Below are 21,656 nucleotides of genomic sequence, written 5' to 3'. Positions count from 1 at the left end.
CAGTCCGTCACGACCGCGCAGCTGGTCGGCGGGGAGCGGTACGGAGACCATGCCGCCCTGACCCGACAGTGCGAGCAGAGCCTTGCTGCGGAGGGCGACGATGCGGGCGCCGTCCTCCAGCGAGAGCCCACCCGCGACGCATGCCGCTGCGATCTCGCCCTGGCTGTGGCCGACGACCGCTGCCGGTGTGACGCCGTAGGAGCGCCAGAGTTCGGCGAGGGAGACCATGACGGCCCACAGCACCGGCTGCACCACATCGACGCGGCGCAGAGCGTCTTCATCCGACAGCACATCGAACAGCGACCAGTCGACGAACGCGCTCAGCGCAGCAGCGCACTCCCGCATCCGCTCCGCGAACACCGGCGAGGACTCGATCAGCTCCAGCGCCATCCCGGTCCACTGCGACCCCTGACCGGGGAAGACGAACACGGTCTTGCGACCGGATTCGGCGGCGCCGCCGCTCTCCAGCGTGTCGAGGCTGCGCAGGAGTTCGTCCCGGTCCGTGCCCACGACCACCGCGCGGTGCGAGAGCATCGCCCGCGTCGAGGTCAGCGACCAGCCGACGTCCACCGGGTCCAGCTCCGGGCTGCTCTCCACGAAGGACTTCAAGCGGTCGGCCTGTGCCCGCAGGCTGTTCTCGCCGGCAGCAGACAGCACCCAGGGAACGACCGGCAGCTCAACCCGGTCCGCCTCGGGCTCCGTCACAGCCGACGGCTGCTCCAGAACCACGTGGGCATTGGTGCCGCTCACGCCGAACGAGGAGACACCGGCACGTCGCGGACGATCCGTCTCGGGCCACTCCGCCTGCTTCGTCAGCAGTTCGACCGCGCCTGCGGCCCAGTCGACGTGCGGGGTGGGCTCGTCGACGTGCAGGGTCTGGGGCAGCACGCCGTGCTGCATCGCCAGCACCATCTTGATGACACCGGCGACGCCGGCCGCGGCCTGGGTGTGGCCGAGGTTCGACTTCACCGAGCCGAGCAGCAAAGGCCGGTCCCGGTCCTGGCCGTACGTGGCCAGGAGCGCCTGGGCCTCGATGGGGTCGCCCAGCGTCGTACCCGTACCGTGCGCCTCCACCGCGTCGACGTCAGCCGCCGCCAGACCCGCGCTCGCCAATGCGGCACGGATGACCCGCTGCTGCGCGGGCCCGTTCGGGGCCGTCAGACCGTTCGACGCGCCGTCCTGATTGACGGCGGAACCCCGGACCACGGCCAGCACCCGGTGCCCGTTGCGTTCGGCGTCCGACAGGCGCTCGACGAGGAGCATGCCCACGCCTTCGGAGAATCCGGTGCCGTCGGCGGCTCCGGCGAAGGCCTTGCAGCGGCCGTCGGTGGCGAGTCCGCGCTGGCGGGAGAACTCCACGAAGAGCCCCGGCGTCGCCATGACCGTCACACCGCCGGCGAGCGCCAGCGAGCACTCGCCCGTCCGCAGCGCCTGCACCGCCAGGTGCAGGGCGACGAGCGACGACGAACATGCCGTGTCCACCGTCAGCGCCGGGCCCTCCAGCCCGAGCACGTAGGCGATGCGGCCGGACATGACCGAGGCCGAGTTGCCCGTACCGACGTGGCCGCCGAGTTCCTGCGGCTGGTCGCCGCTGAACAGGCTGACGTAGTCCTGGCCGTTCGTGCCGGCGAAGACGCCCGTCGCGCTGCCGCGCAGCGAGTGGGGGTCGATGCCCGCGTGTTCGAACGCCTCCCAGGACGCCTCCAGCAGCAGCCGCTGCTGGGGATCCATCGCCATCGCCTCGCGCGGGGAGATGCCGAAGAATCCCGCGTCGAATTGGGTGGCGTTGTGGAGGAAGCCGCCTATGCGGGTGTAGGAGGTGCCTTGGTGGTCGGCATCGTCGCTGAACAGGCCGTCCAGGTCCCAGCCGCGGTCCTCGGGGAAGTCGGACATGGCGTCCGCGCCGTCGGCGAGGAAGCGCCACAGCTGTTCGGGGGAGTCGACTCCGCCGGGGAAGCGGCAGCTCATGCCCACGATCACGATCGGGTCGTCGTCCACCGACTGTCCGGCCGGCTCGGCCCGTACGGGCTCCGCCGCCGACCCGAGCAGCTCGGTCCGGACGTACCGGGCCAGCGCGATCGGGGTCGGGTAGTCGAACACGGCGGTCGCCGGCAGCCGGAGGCCGCTCGCGGCGCCCAGCCGGTTGCGGAACTCCACCGCCATGACCGAGTCGAAGCCGAGGTCCATGAACGCACGGTCGGTCGGTACGGCCTCCGGTGAGGAGTGGCCGAGGACCACGGCCATGTGCCGGCGGACGAGATCGAGGAGCGACTCCTCCTGCTCGGTCTTGTCGAGGCCCGCCAGACGGTCGGCCAGAGCGGACACGCCGCCGGCCTCCGCATCGCCGCCGACCGCCCCCGCTCCCGCCTCGGCCAGCTGCCGTACCTCGGGCAGGTCGGCGAAAAGGGGGCTCGGGCGGGTCGCGGTGAAGGCGACGTAGTGCCGTTCCCAGTCGATGTCGGCGACCGTGACGACCGCGTCACCCTGCTCGATCGCGGTGCGCAGGGACGCGACGGCCAGCTCCGGATCGAGGGCCGGCACACCATGCCGCCTGGCCACTTCACCGGCTTCCGTTTCTCCCATGCCGCCGCCGGCCCACAGGCCCCAGGCCACGGAGGTGGCCACGAGACCCTGCGCCCGGCGGTATTCCGCGAGCGCGTCCACGAACGCGTTGCCCGGCGCGTAATTGCCCTGACCCGGCGTACCGGCCGTTCCCGCCATGGACGAGAACAGCACGAAGGCGGACAGGTCCATGTCGCGCGTCAGCTCATGGAGGTTGACGGCGCCGTCGGCCTTGACGCGCAGCACACGGTGGAGCTGCTCGGTGGTGAGCGATTCGACGGTGGCGTCGTCCAGCTGGGCAGCCGTGTGGACGACTGCTGTCAGCGGGCCGATCTCGCCGATGAGGGTGGCGAGCTGGTCGCGGTCGGCGACGTCGCAGACGGCGACGGTCACCTTGGTGCCGGCCGCCTCGAGCTCTGCGGCGAGCTCGGCCGCGCCCGGCGCGGCCATGCCTCGGCGGCTGGTCAGTACGAGGTGCTCGGCACCCTGATCCGCCAGCCATCGCGCGACGTGGCCACCGAGCGCTCCGGTGCCGCCGGTGACGAGCACGGTTCCGCCGGGCTGCCAGGCGGGCACCTCGGTGCTGAGCGCGGGGGCGTGGACGAGCCTGCGCCCGTACGCGCCCGCCGCCCGGATCGCGACCTGGTCCTCACCCGTCACGCCGGACAGCACCCGGGCCAGGCAGTCCTGTGCCCGTGGGGTGACGCCCTCCGGCAGGTCGACCAGCCCGCCCCAGTGCAAGGGCTGTTCGAGGGCGATGACCCGGCCGAGACCCCACACCAGAGCCTGCGGCATCCCGCTGATGACGTCGTGGAGCCCGGTCGACATCGCCTGGCGGGTCACGCTCCACAGCGGAGCACCCACTCCGGCATCGCCCATGGCCTGCGACAGCAGTACTGTCCACGCGTAACCGACAGGAACGGACGCAAAGGTCGGATGCGGTCGCTGATCAAGGGCGACCAGCGACACCACGCCGCTGACCTCCACCGCTTCGCGCAGCCGCTCGGCCAGCGCGGCGCGGTCCAGCTCGCGCTCGGCGAGGACGAGCAGCGACGGCTCGGCACCGTGGCCGGCCAGCGCCTCGGTCACACCCGTGACCCACGCGTGCTCGACGTCGGCCTCGGAGACCACGACCAGCCACGAACCCGACAGGGCCGCGGGCTGGTTGCCGGTCAGCGGCTTCCACTCGGCATGGTAGCGGAGCGACTCGAGCGCGGTCCGCTCCTGCCGCTGCCGGCGCCAGGCCGACAGGGCCGGCAGCAGGTCACCCAGCTGCTCGCCGCCGAGACCGAGGGCCGAGGCCAGCGACCCGACGTCCTCCCGCTCGACCGCAGCCCAGAACTCGCCGTCCGCTTCCGCCACCGGTGCGACGGCCGTCGCGGTCCGCTCGATCCAGAAACGTTCCCGCTGGAACGGATACGTCGGCAGATCGACGCGCTGCGCACCGGCTCCGGCGAAGACGGCCTGCCAGTCCGCTTCGACGCCGGAAGCCGAGAGCTCGGCCAGCGAGGTCAGGAACCGCCGGGCACCCCCTTCACCGCGCCGCAGGGAGCCGGCCGCCAGGACGCCGATGCCGGCCGCGTCGGCGGTGTCCTGCACCCCGGCCGCCAGGACCGGATGCGGGCTCGCCTCGACGAACGCGGTGTGGCCGAGGGCGAGCAGGCTCTCGATGGTGCTCTGGAACTCGACGGTGTGGCGGAGGTTGCGGTACCAGTAGGCCGCGTCCAGCTCTGCCGTGTCGGTCAGTTGTGCGGTGACGGTCGAGTAGAAGGGGATGTTGCCCGTGCGGGGCGAGACGGGCGCTAGTGCCTCTGCCAGTTCGGCTTCGATTTGCTCCACGTGGGCGGAGTGGCTGGCGTAGTCGACGGGGATGCGCTTGGCCTGCGGGAACTCCGTCAGGATCGCGTCCAGCACGTCGTTGTCGCCCGAGACGACCGTCGAGGCCGGTCCGTTGACAGCCGCGATGGACAGTCCGTCCCGGCCTCGCAGCTGGTCCGCGGGCAGGGGTACGGACACCATGCCGCCCTGACCCGACAGTGCGAGCAGGGCCTTGCTGCGGAGGGCGACGATCCGGGCGCCGTCTTCCAGCGACAGGCCGCCCGCGACGCATGCGGCCGCGATCTCGCCCTGGCTGTGGCCGACGACCGCGGCGGGGGTGACGCCGTAGGAGCGCCAGAGCTCGGCGAGGGAGACCATGACGGCCCACAGCACCGGCTGCACCACGTCCACGCGGCGCAGCGCCTCTTCATCGGCGAGGACGTCGAACAGTGACCAGTCGACGAACGCGCTCAGCGCAGCAGCGCACTCCCGCATCCGCTCCGCGAACACCGGCGAGGACTCGATCAGCTCCAGCGCCATGCCGGTCCACTGCGAACCCTGCCCCGGGAAGACGAACACCGCTCCGGACGACGGACCGGCGATGCCGGTCACCACGCCCTGCGCCGCTTCCCCGAGCGCCACCGCGTCCAATGCGCGCAGCAACTGATCGCGGTCAGCGCCCATGACCACCGCGCGATGCGGCAGCAGCGTCCGAGTCGATACCAAGGACCAGCCCACGTCCACGGGGTCGAGCTCCGGCAGCCGGTCCACCTGGGACCGCAGCCGCGCGGCCTGCGCACGCAGAGCGTCCTCGCCCTGACCCGACAGCACCCACGGAACCACGGGCAGGCCAGTCCTGTCCGTTCCGGGCTCGGCCGCCGCCGACGGCTGCTCCAGGACCACGTGGGCGTTGGTGCCGCTCACGCCGAACGACGACACGCCCGCACGCCGCGGACCACCCGTCTCGGGCCAGTCGGTCTGCTCGGTGAGCAGCTCCACCGCACCGATGGACCAGTCGACGTGCGGGGTCGGCTCGTCGACGTGCAGGGTCCGGGGCAGCACCCCGTGCTGCATCGCCAGCACCATCTTGATGACACCGGCGACGCCGGACGCCGCCTGGGTGTGTCCGATGTTGGACTTCACCGAGCCCAGCAGCAGGGGCCGTTCCCGGTCCTGGCCGTACGTGGCCAGCAGTGCCTGGGCCTCGATCGGGTCGCCCAGCGTCGTACCCGTGCCGTGCGCCTCCACGGCGTCGACATCCGCGGTCGACAGTCCGGCGTTCGCCAGCGCCTGGCGGATGACCCGCTGCTGGGACGGACCGTTCGGGGCCGTCAGGCCGTTCGAGGCGCCGTCCTGGTTGACGGCGGAGCCGCGTACGACCGCGAGGATCCGGTGGCCGTTGCGCTCGGCGTCCGACAGGCGCTCGACGAGCACCATGCCGACGCCTTCGCCCCAGCCCGTGCCGTCCGCGGCCGCGGCGAACGGCTTGCACCGGCCGTCGGCCGCGAGCCCGCGCTGGCGGGAGAACTCCACGAAAGTGGCCGGCGTCGCCATCACGGTGACGCCGCCGGCGAGCGCCAGCGAGCACTCGCCGTTCCGCAGCGCCTGCACCGCCCAGTGCAGGGCGACGAGCGACGACGAGCACGCCGTGTCCACCGTCACCGCCGGGCCTTCGAGCCCGAAGGTGTAGGACAGCCGGCCGGAGACGACGCTGCCCGCGTTGCCGGTCAGAAGGTATCCCTCTGCCCCTTCCGGCAGCTCACCGTCCCCGCCGCCGTAGCCCTGCGACGACGCACCGACGAACACGCCCGTCCGGCTGCCCTTGAGCTCGGCAGTGGAGATACCTGCCCGTTCGAACGTCTCCCAGGCCGTTTCCAGCAGCAGTCGCTGCTGCGGGTCCATGGCCGTCGCCTCGCGCGGCGAGATCCCGAAGAAGCCCGCGTCGAAGTCGGCGGCGTCGTGGAGGAAGCCGCCCGCCCGCACGTACGACCGGCCCGAGCGCTCGGGGTCGGAGTCGTACACGCCTGCGAGATCCCAGCCGCGGTCGGTGGGGAACGGCGAGATGGCGTCCGCGCTCGCGTTCACGAGCTCCCAGAAGGCCTCGGGGGAGTCGGCGCCGCCGGGGAAGCGGCAGCCCATGCCGACGATCACGATCGGGTCGTCGTCCACCGCACGGGTGGCCATGGGCGCGAGGACCACCTCGGCGACGCCCAGGGCCTCCCGGCACACGTGCTCCGCCAGAGCGGTCGGGGTCGGGTAGTCGTAGATGACCGAAGCCGGCAGGGTCAGCTCGGTGGCCGCGCCGAGCCGGTCGCGCAGTTCCACCGCCATCAGCGAGTCGAAGCCCAGCTCCTGGAACGTCCGGTTCAGGTCGACCGCGGCCGACTGCGCATGGCCCAGCACCTCGGCGACCCGTGCCCGGATCAGCTCCGCGACGGACCGCTCCCGCTCCTCCGGGGGCATCCCGGCCAGCCGGGCCGCGAAGGCGCCGACCGGTCCGGTCCGTCCGGCCGGTGCGGCGGCGGCCGGCCCGGCCGGTTCCGACGCCTCGGCCATCAGCGCGCTCAGCAGCGGGCTCGGGCGCAGCGCGGTGAAGCGCGGGCCGAACCGTGCCCAGTCGACGTCGGCGACCACGAGGGCCGTCTCGTCGTCGGCCAGCGCCTGCCGCAGCGCCGCGACCGCGAGCTCCGGTGTCATGCCCGACACGCCACGCTCGACGAGGAACTCCTCGCCGCCCTCGGCCATGCCGCCACCGGCCCACATGCCCCAGGCCACGGAGGTGGCCACTAGGCCGTTCGCACGGCGACGATGCGCCAGTCCGTCCAGGAACGCGTTGGCCGCGGCGTAGGCGGACTGGTTGCCGCTGCCCCACACGCCGGCGATCGACGAGTACAGGACGAACGCGTCCAGGTCCCTCCCTCGCGTCAGCTCGTCGAGGATCTCCGCCCCGGCGACCTTCGACCGCACGCTCTCGGCGAACTCGGCCGGAGTCAGCCCGTCGACCGCACCCCAGCTCGGCACGCCCGCGGCGTGGACGACGACCCGGAGGTCGGGGAGCGTGTCGAGCAGTGCGGCGACCGTGTCGCGGTCGGCCACGTCGCAGGCGGCGACCGTGACCCGGGTGCCCAGCGCCTGCAGTTCGGCGGCCAGTTCGCTGGCCCCCGGGGCGTCGGTGCCCCGGCGGCTGGTGAGCACGATGTGCTCGACGCCGGTGCCCGCCAGCCAGCGGGCGACGTGGGCGCCCAACGCCCCCGTACCACCGGTGATCAACACGGTGCCCCGGCCGCGCCACTCGGCGGACCCGGACTCCGACCCGGACCCGGCTCCCGCCGATGCCGCCCGGGCCAGCCTGCAACCCCACACCTCGGTGCCGCGGATCGCGAGCTGGTCCTCGCCGGTGGCGCCGGAGAGGACTCCCGCCAGCAACGCCCCGGCACGCTCGTCCAGCACCGCGGGCAGATCGATCAGACCACCCCAGCGATCGGGGTGCTCCAGGGCGACCACGCGGCCCAGACCCCACAGCCCGGTCTGGTGGGGATCCACCACGTCACCGTCGACGACGTGGACCGCGCCACGGGTGACGGACCACAGCGGTGCGTGGACCCCGGCCGCGCCGAGGGCCTGTACGAGCGCGACCGTCGCCTCGACCGTCAGCAGCGACACCACGCCCGCGACCGGAGCCGTACCCGGAACGGCATCCTGGGACCCGGTCAGCTCCGCGACCGTCACCGTACGTACGTCGGCCCCGGCCGCACTCAGCGCGGCGACCACGTCGGTACCGGAGCACCCGCCCGATGCGTCACCCGGCTCGGTGATCACCCACCAGGTGCCGGACAGCCCGGGCTCGGCCTCCGCGGGAACGCCGGTGACCGGCGTCCACGTCAGCCTGTACCGCCACCGGTCGGGGTCCGGCAGCTGTCGGCCCGCGCGCAGCCAGTAGCGCTCGCGCTGGAAGGCGTACGTCGGCAGGTCCACCGGCCGGGCCCCCGCGAACACCGCGCGCCAGTCCACTTCGGTGCCCCGGACGAACAGCCCGCCCAGCGCCGTCATCAGCGTGGCCGCCTCCGGGCGGCCGGGCCGCAGCGCCGGAACCCCGTCACCGTCGGCCAGCGACGACAGCGAGCCGTCGGGGCCGAGCTCCAGGAACGTCGCCGTACCCGACGCGCGCAGCGCGCCCAGCCCGTCGGCGAACCGTACGGTCCCGCGGACGTGCCGCACCCAGTACTCCGGCGAGCACAGCTCCTCCCCGGCCACCGCACCCGTGACGTTCGAGACCACGGGAATGCCGGGGGCACGGAACTCCACGCCCTGGAGCACGTCGCCGAACTCGGCCAGCATCGCGTCCATCCGCGGCGAATGGAACGCGTGGCTCACCCGCAGCCCGCGCGTCTTGACCCCGCGCTGCGTCATGGCGTCGGCGACGGACCGCACCGCGTCCTCGTCGCCGGACACCACGACCGACGACGGGCCGTTCACGGCGGCGATCGCCACCCGGTCGTCCAGCAGCGGGACGACGTCGGCCTCCGGCGCCGCGACGGACACCATCGCCCCGCCGGCCGGAAGCGCCTGCATCAGCCGGCCGCGCGCCGCGACCACCTTCGCCGCGTCCGCCAGCGACCACACGCCGGCCACGTGCGCGGCCGCCAGCTCGCCGATGGAGTGACCGAGCAGGTAGTCGGGCTTGACGCCCCACGAGGACACCAGGCGGAACAACGCCACTTCGAGAGCGAACAGACCGGCCTGGGTGAAGGCCGTCTCGGCCAGGAGACCGGCGTCCTCGCCCCACACCACCTCGGCGAGCGGCCGGTCGAGATGCGCGTCGAGCTCCGCGCACACCTCGTCCCACGCCCGCGCGAACACCGGGAACGCGTCGTAGAGCTCCCGGCCCATACCCAGCCGCTGGGAACCCTGACCGGCGAACAGCACACCCAGCCCGCCGGTCACCGGAACACCGGCGACCAACGAATCCAGACCCTTGAGCAGCTCGTCGCGGTCCGCGCCCACGACCACCGCGCGGTGCGACAGCGCCGCGCGCGTGGACGTCAACGACCAGGCCACGTCGACCGGATCGAGGCCCGGGTCGCCCTCGACGAAGGACCGCAGCCGCTCGGCCTGCGCACGCAGCGCGTCCTCGCCGGCGCCGGACAGCACCCACGGAACCGCCGGCAGCTCGGCCCGCTCCACCGCGGTCCCGGCCGGCGCCTCGGGCGCCTGCTCCAGGACGACGTGGGCGTTGGTGCCGCTCACGCCGAACGCGGAGACGCCGGCACGTCGCGGCCTGTCGATCCGCGGCCAGTCCGTCCGCTCGGTGAGCAGCTCGACGGAACCGGTCGTCCAGTCGACGTGCGGGGTGGGCTCGTCGACGTGGAGGGTCTGGGGCAGCACGCCGTGCCGCATCGCCAGCACCATTTTGATGACGCCGGCGACGCCGGCTGCGGCCTGGGTGTGTCCGAGGTTCGACTTGATCGAGCCGAGCAGCAGGGGCTGTTCGCGGTCCTGGCCGTAGGTGGCCAGGAGTGCCTGGGCCTCGATGGGGTCGCCCAGGGTCGTGCCCGTGCCGTGTGCCTCGACGGCGTCGACGTCGGCCGCCGCCAGACCCGCGTTGGCCAGTGCGGCACGGATGACGCGCTGCTGGGAGGGACCGTTGGGGGCGGTGAGGCCGTTGGACGCGCCGTCCTGATTGACGGCGGAGCCCCGGACCACGGCGAGGATCCGGTGGCCGTTGCGTTCGGCGTCCGACAGGCGCTCGACGAGGAGCATGCCCACGCCTTCGGAGAATCCGGTGCCGTCGGCGGCTCCGGCGAAGGCCTTGCAGCGGCCGTCGGTGGCGAGTCCGCGCTGGCGGGAGAACTCCACGAAGAGCCCCGGCGTCGCCATCACGGTGACACCGCCGGCGAGCGCCAGGGAGCACTCGCCGTTCCGCAGCGCCTGGACCGCCAGGTGCAGGGCGACGAGCGACGACGAGCACGCCGTGTCCACCGTTAGCGCCGGGCCCTCCAGCCCGAGCACGTAGGCGATGCGGCCGGACATGACCGAGGCCGAGTTGCCCGTACCGACGTGCCCCGCGAACTCCTGGGGCTGGTCGCCGCTCAGCAGGCTGACGTAGTCCTGGCCGTTCGTGCCGGCGAAGACGCCCGTCGAGCTGCCGCGCAGGGAGTACGGATCGATCCCGGCCCGCTCGAAGGCCTCCCAGGACGCCTCCAGCAGCAGCCGCTGCTGCGGGTCCATGACCGTCGCCTCGCGCGGGGAGATGCCGAAGAACTCCGCGTCGAATTCGGTGGCGTTGTGGAGGAAGCCGCCTATGCGGGTGTAGGAGGTGCCTTGGTGGTCGGGGTCGTCGTGGTAGAGGGAGGCCAGGTCCCAGCCGCGGTCCTCCGGGAAGTCAGACATGGCGTCCGCGCCGTCGGCGAGGAAGCGCCACAGCTGCTCGGGGGAGTCGACTCCGCCGGGGAAGCGGCAGCTCATGCCCACGATCACGATCGGGTCGTCGTCCACGAGCTGCCCGGCCGGCTCGGCCCGTACGGGCTCCGCCGCCGACCCGAGCAGCTCGGTCCGGACGTACCGGGCCAGCGCGATCGGGGTCGGGTGGTCGAAGACCGTCGTGGCCGGGAGCCGGAGGCCGCTCGCGGCGCCCAGCCGGTTGCGGAACTCGACGGCCGTCACGGAGTCGAAGCCGAGGTCCTTGAACGCGCGGTCGGCCTGTACGGCGTCGGGCGCGGAATGTCCGAGGACCACCGCCACGTACCGGCGGACCAGGTCCAGGAGGAGCCGGTCCTGCTCGGCCCTGTCGAGGACGACCAGCCGCTCGACCAGCGCGGACCGGCCGGGAGCCACCTCGTCGCCGACCGTCCCCGCTCCTGCCTCGGCCAGTCGCCGTACTTCGGGCAGGTCGGTGAGGAGAGGGCTGGGGCGGGTCGCGGTGAAGGCGACGTAGTGGCGTTCCCAGTCGATGTCGGCGACCGTGACGACCGCGTCACCCTGCTCGATCGCGGTGCGCAGGGAGGCGACGGCGAGGCCGGGGTCGAGCGCGGGGACGCCGTGGCGTCGGGCGACTTCGCCGGCTTCCGTTTCTCCCATGCCGCCGCCGGCCCACAGGCCCCAGGCCACGGAGGTGGCCACGAGGCCCTGCGCCCGGCGGTATTCCGCGAGTGCGTCCACGAACGCGTTGCCCGGCGCGTAATTGCCCTGACCGGGAGTGCCCACCGTCCCCGAGAGGGAGGAGAAGAGCACGAAGGCGGACAGGTCCATGTCGCGCGTGAGTTCGTGCAGGTTGACGGCGCCGTCGGCCTTGACGCGCAGCACGCGGTGGAGCTGCTCGGTGGTGAGCGATTCGACGGTGGCGTCGTCCAGCAGGGCGGCCGTGTGGACGACTGCTGTGAGCGTTCCGATTTCGTCGATGAGGGTGGCGAGCTGGTCGCGGTCGGCGACGTCGCAGACGGCGACGGTCACCTTGGTGCCGGCCGCCTCGAGGTCGTGGACGAGCTCGGCCGCGCCGGGCGCGTCGATGCCCCGGCGGCTGGTGAGGACGAGGTGGTCGGCGCCCTGGGCGGCCAGCCACCGGGCGACGTGGCCGCCCAGGGCCCCGGTGCCGCCGGTGACGAGCACGGTCCCTTCGGCCTGCCAGGTGGGTGCCCCGGGGTTGAGGACGGGGGCGTGGGCGAGCCTGCGCCCGTACGCGCCCGCCGCCCGGATCGCGACCTGGTCCTCACCCGTCACGCCGGACAGCACCCGGGCCAGCTGGGTGCGGGACCTGTCGTCCACACCCTCCGGCAGGTCGATCAGTCCACCCCAGCGCAGGGGCTGTTCGAGGGCGATGACCCGGCCGAGACCCCACACCAGGGCCTGCTCCGGCGCACCGACGACATCGGCGCTTCCGGTCGACATCGCCTGTTGGGTCACACCCCACAGGGGAGCCTCCACGCCGGCGTCACCGAGGGCCTGCGACAGCAGTACCGTCAAGGCGAAACCGACCGGCACGGACGCGAAGTCGGGATGCGGCCGGCGGTCGAGAGCGACCAGCGACACCACGCCGACGGCGTCCGCCGACTCCCGCAGTCGCTCGGCCAGCGCGGCGCGGTCCAGCTCGGGTTCGCCGAGGACGAGCAGCGACGGCTCGGCACCGTGGCCGGCCAGCGCCTCGGTCACACCCGTGACCCACGCGTGCTCGACGTCGGCCTCGGAGACCACGACCAGCCACGAACTCGACAGGGGTGCGGGCTGGTTGCCGGTCAGCGGCTTCCAGTCGATGCGATACCGGAGCGACTCCTGCGCGGAGCGCTCGTTCCGCTGCCGGCGCCAGGCCGACAGCGCGGGCAGCAGACCGCTCAGCTGCTCGCCGTCGAGCCCGAGGGCCGTCACCAGCGACTCGACGTCCTCCCGCTCGACCGCAGCCCAGAATTCACTGTCCGCTTCCGCGAGCGGTGGCACGGCAGGAGCGCTCGGCTCGACCCAGAAACGTTCCCGCTGGAACGGATAGGTCGGCAGATCGACCCGGCGAGCGCCCGTTCCGGCGAAGACCTGCGTCCAGTCGGTGGGCACACCGTGCACGGACAGCTCGGCCAGCGCGGTCAGGAACTGCGCCGGTCCACCGTGGTCGCGGCGCAGGGAGCCGGTCGTCACGACACCCGTCCCGGCCGCGTCGGCGATGTCCTGCACCCCCGCCGCGAGAACGGGGTGGGGGCTCGCCTCGACGAAAGCGGTGTGGCCGAGGGTGAGCAGGCTCTCGATGGTGTTCTGGAACTCGACGGTGTGGCGGAGGTTGCGGTACCAGTAGGCGGCGTCCAGCTCTGCCGTGTCCGTGAGCGCGCCCGTCACGGTCGAGTAGAACGGGATGTCTCCCGTGCGGGGTGTGATCGGTGCCAGTGTTTCCGCGAGTTCGCCCTCGAGCTGTTCGACGTGGGCGGAGTGGGAGGCGTAGTCGACGGGGATGCGCTTGGCCTGCGGGAACTCGGCCAGGATCGCGTCGAGGACGTCGTTGTCGCCTGATATGACGGTCGATGCGGGGCCGTTGACGGCGGCGATGGACAGTCCGTCCCGGCCGCGCAGCTGGTCGGCGGGCAGGGGTACGGAGACCATGCCGCCCTGACCCGACAGTGAGAGCAGGGCCTTGCTGCGCAGGGCGACGATGCGGGCGCCGTCCTCCAGGGACAGGCCGCCCGCGACGCATGCCGCCGCGATCTCGCCCTGGGAGTGGCCCACGACCGCTGCCGGTGTGACACCGTAGGAGCGCCAGAGCTCGGCGAGCGAGACCATGACGGCCCAGAGGGCGGGCTGGACGATGTCGACCCGACGCAGGGCGTCTTCATCCGACAGCACGTCGAACAGCGACCAGTCCACGAACGCGCTCAGCGCCTCGGCGCACTGCCGCATGCGTCCGGCGAACACCGGCGAGGACTCGATGAGTTCCAGCGCCATGCCGGTCCACTGGGACCCCTGACCGGGGAAGACGAACACGACGCCGGACGGGGAACCGGCCACACCGGTCACCACGCCCGGGGCCGGCGCACCGCCCGCCACCGCGTTCAGTCCGCGCAACAGGTCCTCGCGATCCGCGCCCACGACGACAGCGCGATGCGACAGCGGGGAACGAGTCGACGCCAGCGACCATGCCACGTCCACCGGGTGCGGGTCCGTTCCGGCCTCCATGAAGGACCGCAGCCGCGCAGCCTGCGCGCGAAGACCTGCCTCGTCCTGGGCCGACACCACCAACGGCACGGCCGACGGCTCGGTGCGAGCCTCCTCGGGCTCGGCGACCACGGGTGCCTGCTCGAGGATGACGTGGGCGTTGGTGCCGCTCACGCCGAACGACGACACACCCGCGCGGCGGGCCTCGCCGGTCTCCGGCCAGTCGGTCCGCTCGGTAAGCAGTTCGACGGAGCCGGTCGTCCAGTCGACGTGCGGGGTGGGCTCGTCGACGTGCAGGGTCCGGGGCAGCACTCCGTGCTGCATCGCCAGCACCATCTTGATGACACCGGCGACGCCGGCCGCGGCCTGGGTGTGGCCGATGTTCGACTTCACCGAGCCGAGGAGCAGCGGCCGGTCCGTGTCCCGGTCCTGGCCGTACGTGGCCAGGAGTGCCTGGGCCTCGATGGGGTCGCCCAGCGTCGTGCCCGTACCGTGCGCCTCGACGGCGTCCACGTCCTGCGGCGACAGGCCCGCGCCGGCCAGTGCCTGGCGGATGACCCGCTGCTGCGCGGGACCGTTGGGTGCCGTCAGACCGTTCGAGGCGCCGTCCTGGTTGACGGCGGAGCCGCGTACGACCGCGAGGACCCGGTGGCCGTTGCGCTCGGCGTCCGACAGCCGCTCCACGAGGAGCATGCCGACGCCCTCGCCCCAGCCCGTACCGTCCGCGCCCGCCGCGAACGCCTTGCAGCGCCCGTCGGCGGACAGCGCGCCCTGGCGGGAGAACTCCGCGAACGCCGTGGGGGTGGCCATCACCGTGGCGCCACCGGCCAGCGCCAGGGTGCACTCGCCCGAACGGAGCGCCTGTACGGCCAGGTGCAGGGCGACGAGCGACGACGAACACGCGGTGTCCACGGTGATCGCCGGGCCTTCCAGGCCGAACGTGTAGGACACCCGGCCGGACACCACGCTCGCCGCGCTGCCGGTCGCCAGGTGGCCGTCGGCACGCTGAGGGGCGTTGCCGACCAGGGCACCGTAGTCCTGGCCGTTGGTACCGACGAACACCCCCGTACGGCTGCCCCGCACCGAGTCCGTGGAGATGCCCGCCCGCTCGAAGACCTCCCAGGCCGTTTCCAGCAGCAGTCGCTGCTGCGGGTCCATGGCGATGGCCTCGCGCGGCGAGATCCCGAAGAAGCCCGGGTCGAAGTCGGCGGCGTCGTAGAGGAAGCCACCGGCCCGCACCGGCACGCCGTCGGTCCCGTCGGCGATGCTCCAGCCGCGGTCCGAGGGGAAAGCCGACATGGCGTCCGTGCCCGAGTCGAGCAGGCGCCACAGTTCCTCGGGAGAGTCGACCCCGCCCGGGAAGCGGCAGCTCATGCCGACGATCACGATCGGGTCGTCGTCCACCGGAGCCGGCATTCCGGCCCCCGGGGCCGGGGAAGCGGACGTCGCCTGTGAACCGAGAATCCCGTCCAGGAGGTACCTGGCAAGGAGTTCGGGTGTGGGGTAGTCGAAGACGACGGAGGCGGGTGTGCGCACTCCGGTTGCCGCGGTGAGCCGGTTGCGCAGTTCGACGGCGGTCAGCGAGTCGAAGCCGACCGACTGGAACGTGCGCGAGGTGTCGACCGCCGCCGGTGCGGCGTGGCCGAGGACCGCGGCGACCTGGCCGCGCACCAGCTGGAGGACCGTTCGCTCCTGCTCGACCGGAGGCAGGCCCCGCAGGCGGCCGGAGAACTCACCGGCCGCGACGTCCGCCGACCGGAGGTGCCCCGCACCGAGGAGTCCGGTGAGGAGGGGGCTGGGCCGGGCCGCGGTGAAGCGGGAGCCGAACGACTCCCAGTCCACGTCCGCGACCAGCACCATGGCTTCGCCGTCGTCCAGCACACGCTGGAGTGCGGTGAGCGCCAGCGCGGGCGCCATGGCTCCCGCGTGCCCCGCTCCCATGCCCGTCCCGGCCCAGGCGCCCCAGGCCACCGAGGTGGCGGTCAGGCCCTGGGACCGGCGCTGTCGGGCCAGCCCGTCCAGCACGGCGTTCGCGGCCGCGTAGCTGCCCTGACCTGCGTTGCCGAGCGTCGCGGAGGCCGAGGAGAACAGGACGAACGCGTCCAGGTCGCGGTCACGGGTCAGCTCGTCCAGATGCCGGGCGCCGCCGGCCTTCACGCGCATGACCTCGTGGACGCGCTCCGGGGTCAACGACTCCAGCATGCCGTCGTCGAGGACGCCCGCGGCGTGTACGACGACCCGGAGGTCGGGGAGCGTGTCGAGCAGTGCGGCGACCGTGTCGCGGTCGGCCACGTCGCAGGCGGCGACCGTGACCCGGGTGCCCAGTGCCTCAAGTTCGGCGGCCAGTTCGGTCGCGCCCGGGGCATCGGCGCCTCGGCGGCCGGTGAGCACGATGTGCTCGACGCCGGTGCCCGCCAGCCAGCGGGCGACATGGGCGCCCAACGCCCCCGTACCACCGGTCACCAGCGCGGCACCCCGGCCGCGCCACGCAGCGGGCTCGTGTGCTGCCGCAGCCGCACGGCTCAGGCGGCAGCCCCACACTCCCGTGGGCCGGATCGCGACCTGGTCCTCACCGGTCGCGCCGCTGAGCACCGCGCACAACGACGCCGCGACGCGCTCGTCCACCTGCGCGGGGAGGTCGATCAAGCCACCCCAGCGGTCGGGGTGCTCCAGCGCGATCACCCGGCCGAGGCCCCAGATCCCGGACTGGTCCGGGTCGACCGTTCCGTCGTCGTCGGCTACGGATACGGCGCCGCGGGTGACGCACCACAGGGGGGCGTCGATGCCGGCCGTGCCGAGGGCCTGGACGAGGGAGACCGTTTCGACGACGGACAGAAGGGAGACCACACCCGCCACCGGGGCGTCGTCGCCCAGGTCCTCGGGGGCCGTGACGACTCGGACGTCGGCTCCGACGGCCGACAACGCGGCAGCCACGTCGTCGCCCGCCTCGCCGACCACCCACCAGGTGCCGGGCAGCGGCGACTGCGGGGGAACGCCTGTGACGGGAGTCCAGTGCGTCCGGTACCGCCAGGAATCCACCAACGACTGTTCCTGCCGACGGCGGCGCCAGGACGACAGCGTGGGGAGTACATCACCGAACGGCTGGTCGGCGTCGATGCCGAGGGAGCCCAGGTCCCCACGCTCGACGGCGTCCCAGAACGCGGCGTCCACAGCGCTGGTGACGGGCTCGGCGTCGGCAGCCGGCTCCAGCCAGAAGTGCTCCTGCTGGAAGGCGTAGGTGGGGAGTTCGATGCGGCGTGCGCCAGGGAAGACCGTGGGCCAGTCGATGGTGAGGCCGCGGGTGTGGAGGGTGCCGAGTGCGGTGAGGAGGGTGGTTGCCTCGGGTCGGTTGGCGCGAAGGGCGGCTATGCCGTCGCCGTCGGCCAGTGACGTCAAGGTGCCGTCGGGGCCGAGTTCGAGGAAGGTGGTGGTGCCGAGGGTGCGGAGGGTGGTGAGGCCGTCGGCGAAGCGGACGGTCTCCCGGACGTGGCGGACCCAGTACTCGGGGGTGAGCAGCTCGTCGCCTGCGACGGCACCGGTGACGTTGGAGACGATGGGCAGGGTGGGGGAGTGGAACGCGACATCGTCGAGTACGGCGGCGAAGTCGTCCAGCATCGCGTCCATCCGGTGCGAATGGAACGCATGACTGACCCGCAGGCGCCGGGTCTTGACCCCGCGAGAGGAGAGGATGTCGGCGACGCTCTCGACGGCTTCTGTGTCTCCGGAGATGACGGTGGATTCGGGTCCGTTGACGGCGGCGATGGTGACGCCGTCCGTCAGCAGGGGCAGGATGTCACCCTCGGAAGCGGCGATGGAGGTCATGGCACCGCCGGCAGGCAGCGCCTGCATCAGACGGCCGCGCGCGGCGACCACGCGTGCGGCGTCTTCGAGGGACCAGACGCCTGCGATGTGGGCTGCGGCAAGCTCACCGATGGAGTGGCCGAGGAGGTGGTCCGGCTTCACGCCCCACGAGGAGAAGAGGTGGTAGAGCGAGACTTCGAGGGCGAAAAGAGCCGCCTGGGTGTAGAGGGTCTCGCCGAGCAGGTCGGTGTCGTCGCCCCAGACCACTTCGTGCAGGGGCCGGTCGAGGTGGCGGTCGAGCTCGGCGCAGACCTCGTCCCAGGCCTGGGCGAAGACCGGGTACGAGCTGTGCAGCTCGCGGCCCATGCCCAGTCGTTGGGAGCCCTGGCCCGTGAACAGCACGCCCAGGCCACCGGCCACTGGAACACCGATGGTCAGTGAGTCGAGTCCGGCGAGGAGCTCGTCGCGGTTCGTGCCCACGACCACCGCGCGATGCGACAGCGCCGCCCGCGTCGAGGCCAACGACCAGCCCACGTCCGCCGGATCCAGCTCCGGATTGTCGTTCACGAAGGACTTCAAACGGTCGGCCTGCGCCCGCAAGCCGTCCTCACCGGCGCCGGACAGGACCCACGGAATCGCCGGCAGTTCGCCCCGCTCCGTCTCGGGCTCGGCCGCTGCCGACGGATGCTCCAGGATCACGTGGGCGTTGGTGCCGCTCACGCCGAAGGACGACACGCCCGCACGTCGCGGAGCACCCGTCTCGGGCCAGTCGGTCTGCTCGGTGAGCAGTTCCACGGATCCCGTGGTCCAGTCGACGTGCGTCGACGGCTCGTCGACGTGGAGGGTCCGGGGCAGCACTCCGTGCTGCATCGCCATGACCATCTTGATGACACCGGCCACACCGGCTGCTGCCTGCGTGTGCCCGATGTTGGACTTCACCGAGCCGAGCAGCAGAGGCCGGTCCGTGTCCCGGTCCTGGCCGTATGTCGCCAGGAGCGCCTGGGCCTCGATGGGGTCGCCCAGGGTCGTACCCGTACCGTGCGCCTCGACCGCGTCGACATCAGCCGCCGCCAGACCGGCGTTCGCCAACGCGGCACGGATGACCCGCTGCTGCGAGGGCCCGTTCGGGGCCGTCAAACCATTGGAGGCACCGTCCTGGTTCACCGCGGAGCCCCGCACCACGGCCAGGACCCGATGCCCGTTCCGGACGGCGTCCGACAGTCGCTCGACGAGGAGCATGCCGACGCCCTCGGCCCAGCCCGTACCGTCCGCACCGGCGGCGAAGGACTTGCACCGGCCGTCGGCCGCGAGACCGCCCTGGCGCGAGAACTCCTCGAACGCGGTCGGAGTGGCCATGATCGTGACGCCGCCGGCCAGGGCCAGCGAGCACTCCCCGGACCGCAGCGCCTGCACCGCCAGGTGCAGCGCCACCAGCGACGACGAACACGCCGTGTCGACCGTCACCGCCGGACCTTCGAGCCCGAAGGTGTAGGACACCCGACCGGAGATGACACTGCTCGAACTGCCGGTCAGGAAGTAACCCTCGGACGCCGCCGCGGCGCCGTAGCCCTGCGAGGACGCACCCACGAACACGCCGGTCCGGCTGCCCCTGACCGAGGAGGCCGGGATGCCCGCCCGCTCGAACGCCTCCCACGTGGTGTGCAGCAGCAGTCGCTGCTGCGGGTCCATCGCCGTCGCCTCGCGGGGCGAGATCCCGAAGAAGCCGGGGTCGAAGTCGCCCGCGCCGTACACGAAGCCGCCCACGCGGGCGTACGACGCGCCCGGCCGCCCGGTGGCCGGGTCGTGGAGGCCGCCCAGGTCCCAGCCGCGGTCCGTCGGGAAGGGCGATATGGCGTCGCCGTTGGAGTCGACCAGCCGCCACAGGTCCTCGGGCGACGCGACGCCGCCCGGATAGCGGCAGCTCATGCCGACGATCACAATCGGGTCGTCGTCCGCCGGAGCCGCCGCCGACGTGTCCGGCACGATCTCCTGCGGAGCGCCCAGCACCTCGCTGACCAGATACGCGGCCAGCGCCGACGGCGTCGGGTAGTCGAAGATGACCGTGGCCGGCGGGCGGATGCCGGTGGCGGTGGTCAGCCGGTTGCGGAGCTCGACCGCGGTCAAGGAGTCGAAGCCGATCTCCTGGAAGGTCCGCGCGGCGTCGACCGCTTCGGGACCCGGGTGCCCCAGCACCGCCGCCGCGGCGGTACGCACCAGCTCCACGGCCGCGCGGCTCCGCTCGGCCTCGGACAGGCCACGGAGGCGGAGCGCGAACTCGCCGGCCGGCGCGGCCGGCTCGGCGGTGTCCGTCAGCAGCTCGCTCAGCAGCGGGCTCGGACGCAGGGCCGTGAACCGCGGCCCGAAGCGTGCCCAGTCCACCTCCGCGACCACGACGGCCGTCTCGTCGCCGTGCAGCGCCTGCCGCAGCGCGGTGACCGCCAGGTCGGGCGCCATGCCCAGGAGCCCGTGCCCCGCGAGGAGGTCCACGCCCTCGGCGGCCATGCCGCCGCCGGCCCACATGCCCCACGCCACCGACGTCGCCACGCGGCCGTCGGCCCGCCGACGGTGCGCCAGTCCGTCCAGGAACGCATTGGCCGCGGCGTACGCCGACTGGCTGCCGCTGCCCCACACGCCGGCGATCGACGAGAACAGGACGAACGCGTCCAGATCCGACTCGCGCGTCAGCTCGTCGAGATGGATCGCGCCCGCGACCTTCGCCCGCATGCCGGCCTCGAACTCGCCGGCGGTCACGCCGTCCACCGCGCCCCAGCTGGGCACCCCGGCGGCATGCACGACCACGCGCAGGTCCGGGATCGTGCCGAGCAGCGCGGCGACCGCGTCCCGGTCCGCCACGTCGCACGCGACGACCCGGGCCCGGGCGCCGAGCGCCTCGAGTTCCGCGACCAGCTCCTGCGCACCCGGCGCCTCCGGGCCACGCCGACTGGTCAGCACCAGCTCCTCCACGCCCGTACCCGCCAGCCAGCGGGCGACATGACCGCCCAGTGCGCCCGTCCCGCCCGTGACGAGTGCGGTTCCGGCAGTACGCCAGGCCACGGGCGCACTGCCGGCCGAAGCCGCACGCCGCAGCCGGCCCGCCCATACCTGGGCGCCACGGATGGCGATCTGGTCCTCGCCGGTGGCGCCGCCGAGGACCAGGGCCAGCAGCTGCCCGGCGCGGTCGTCCGGTTCGCCGGGCAGGTCGATCAGACCGCCCCAGCGGTCCGGCTGCTCCAGGCCGATCACCCGGCCGAGGCCCCAGATCGCGGACTGGTGCGGATCCACCACATCGCCGTCGGCTACGGACACGGCGCCGCGGGTGACGCACCACAGGGGGGCGTCGATGCCCGCCGTGCCGAGGGCCTGGACCAGGGAGACCGTTTCGATGACGGGCAGAAGAGAGACCACACCCGCCGACGGGGCGTCGTCGTCGCCGTCCAGCTCCGCGACCGTCGTCACGCGCACATCGGCGCCGGCGGTGCGCAGCGCGGTGACGACCATGTCGGCGTCGCCCGTCCCCCCGCCCGGCTCGACCACGATCAGCCAGGAACCGGTCGGCTTCGGTTCGGAAGACACCCTGGCGACAGGGGTCCAGGCGAACCGGTACCGCCAGGAGTCGACGACCGACTGGTCCTGCCAGGCCCGCCGCCACGACGACAGCGCCGGCAGCACCTCGTTCATGGGCCGGTCGGCGTCGATGCCCAGAGCCTCCACGTCGCCGCGCTCGACCGCGTCCCAGAACGCGGCGTCCACCACGCTCGTGGCGGACTCGACGGAGGCAGCGGACTCCAGCCAGAAACGTTCCCGCTGGAAGGCGTAGGTGGGGAGTTCGACGCGGTGTGCGCCGGGGAAGA

The 21,656-nt window shown here is 73.0% G+C and carries 1 protein-coding gene (running past both ends of the window); it reads right to left on the bottom strand.

The whole window is internal to a type I polyketide synthase gene (locus tag ACIGXW_RS12535) on the bottom strand: the coding sequence, 31,458 nt in all, runs 7,161 nt past the left edge and 2,641 nt past the right edge, and what appears here is coding positions 2,642-24,297 (codon 881, partial, through codon 8,099, complete); reading right to left, the first codon wholly in view occupies positions 21,652-21,654. Both the start codon and the stop codon lie outside the window.

This window comes from Streptomyces sp. NPDC053079 (assembly GCF_044546695.1).
GTDB lineage: Bacteria > Actinomycetota > Actinomycetes > Streptomycetales > Streptomycetaceae > Streptomyces.
This window is presented reverse-complemented; position numbering and strand designations above follow the sequence as displayed.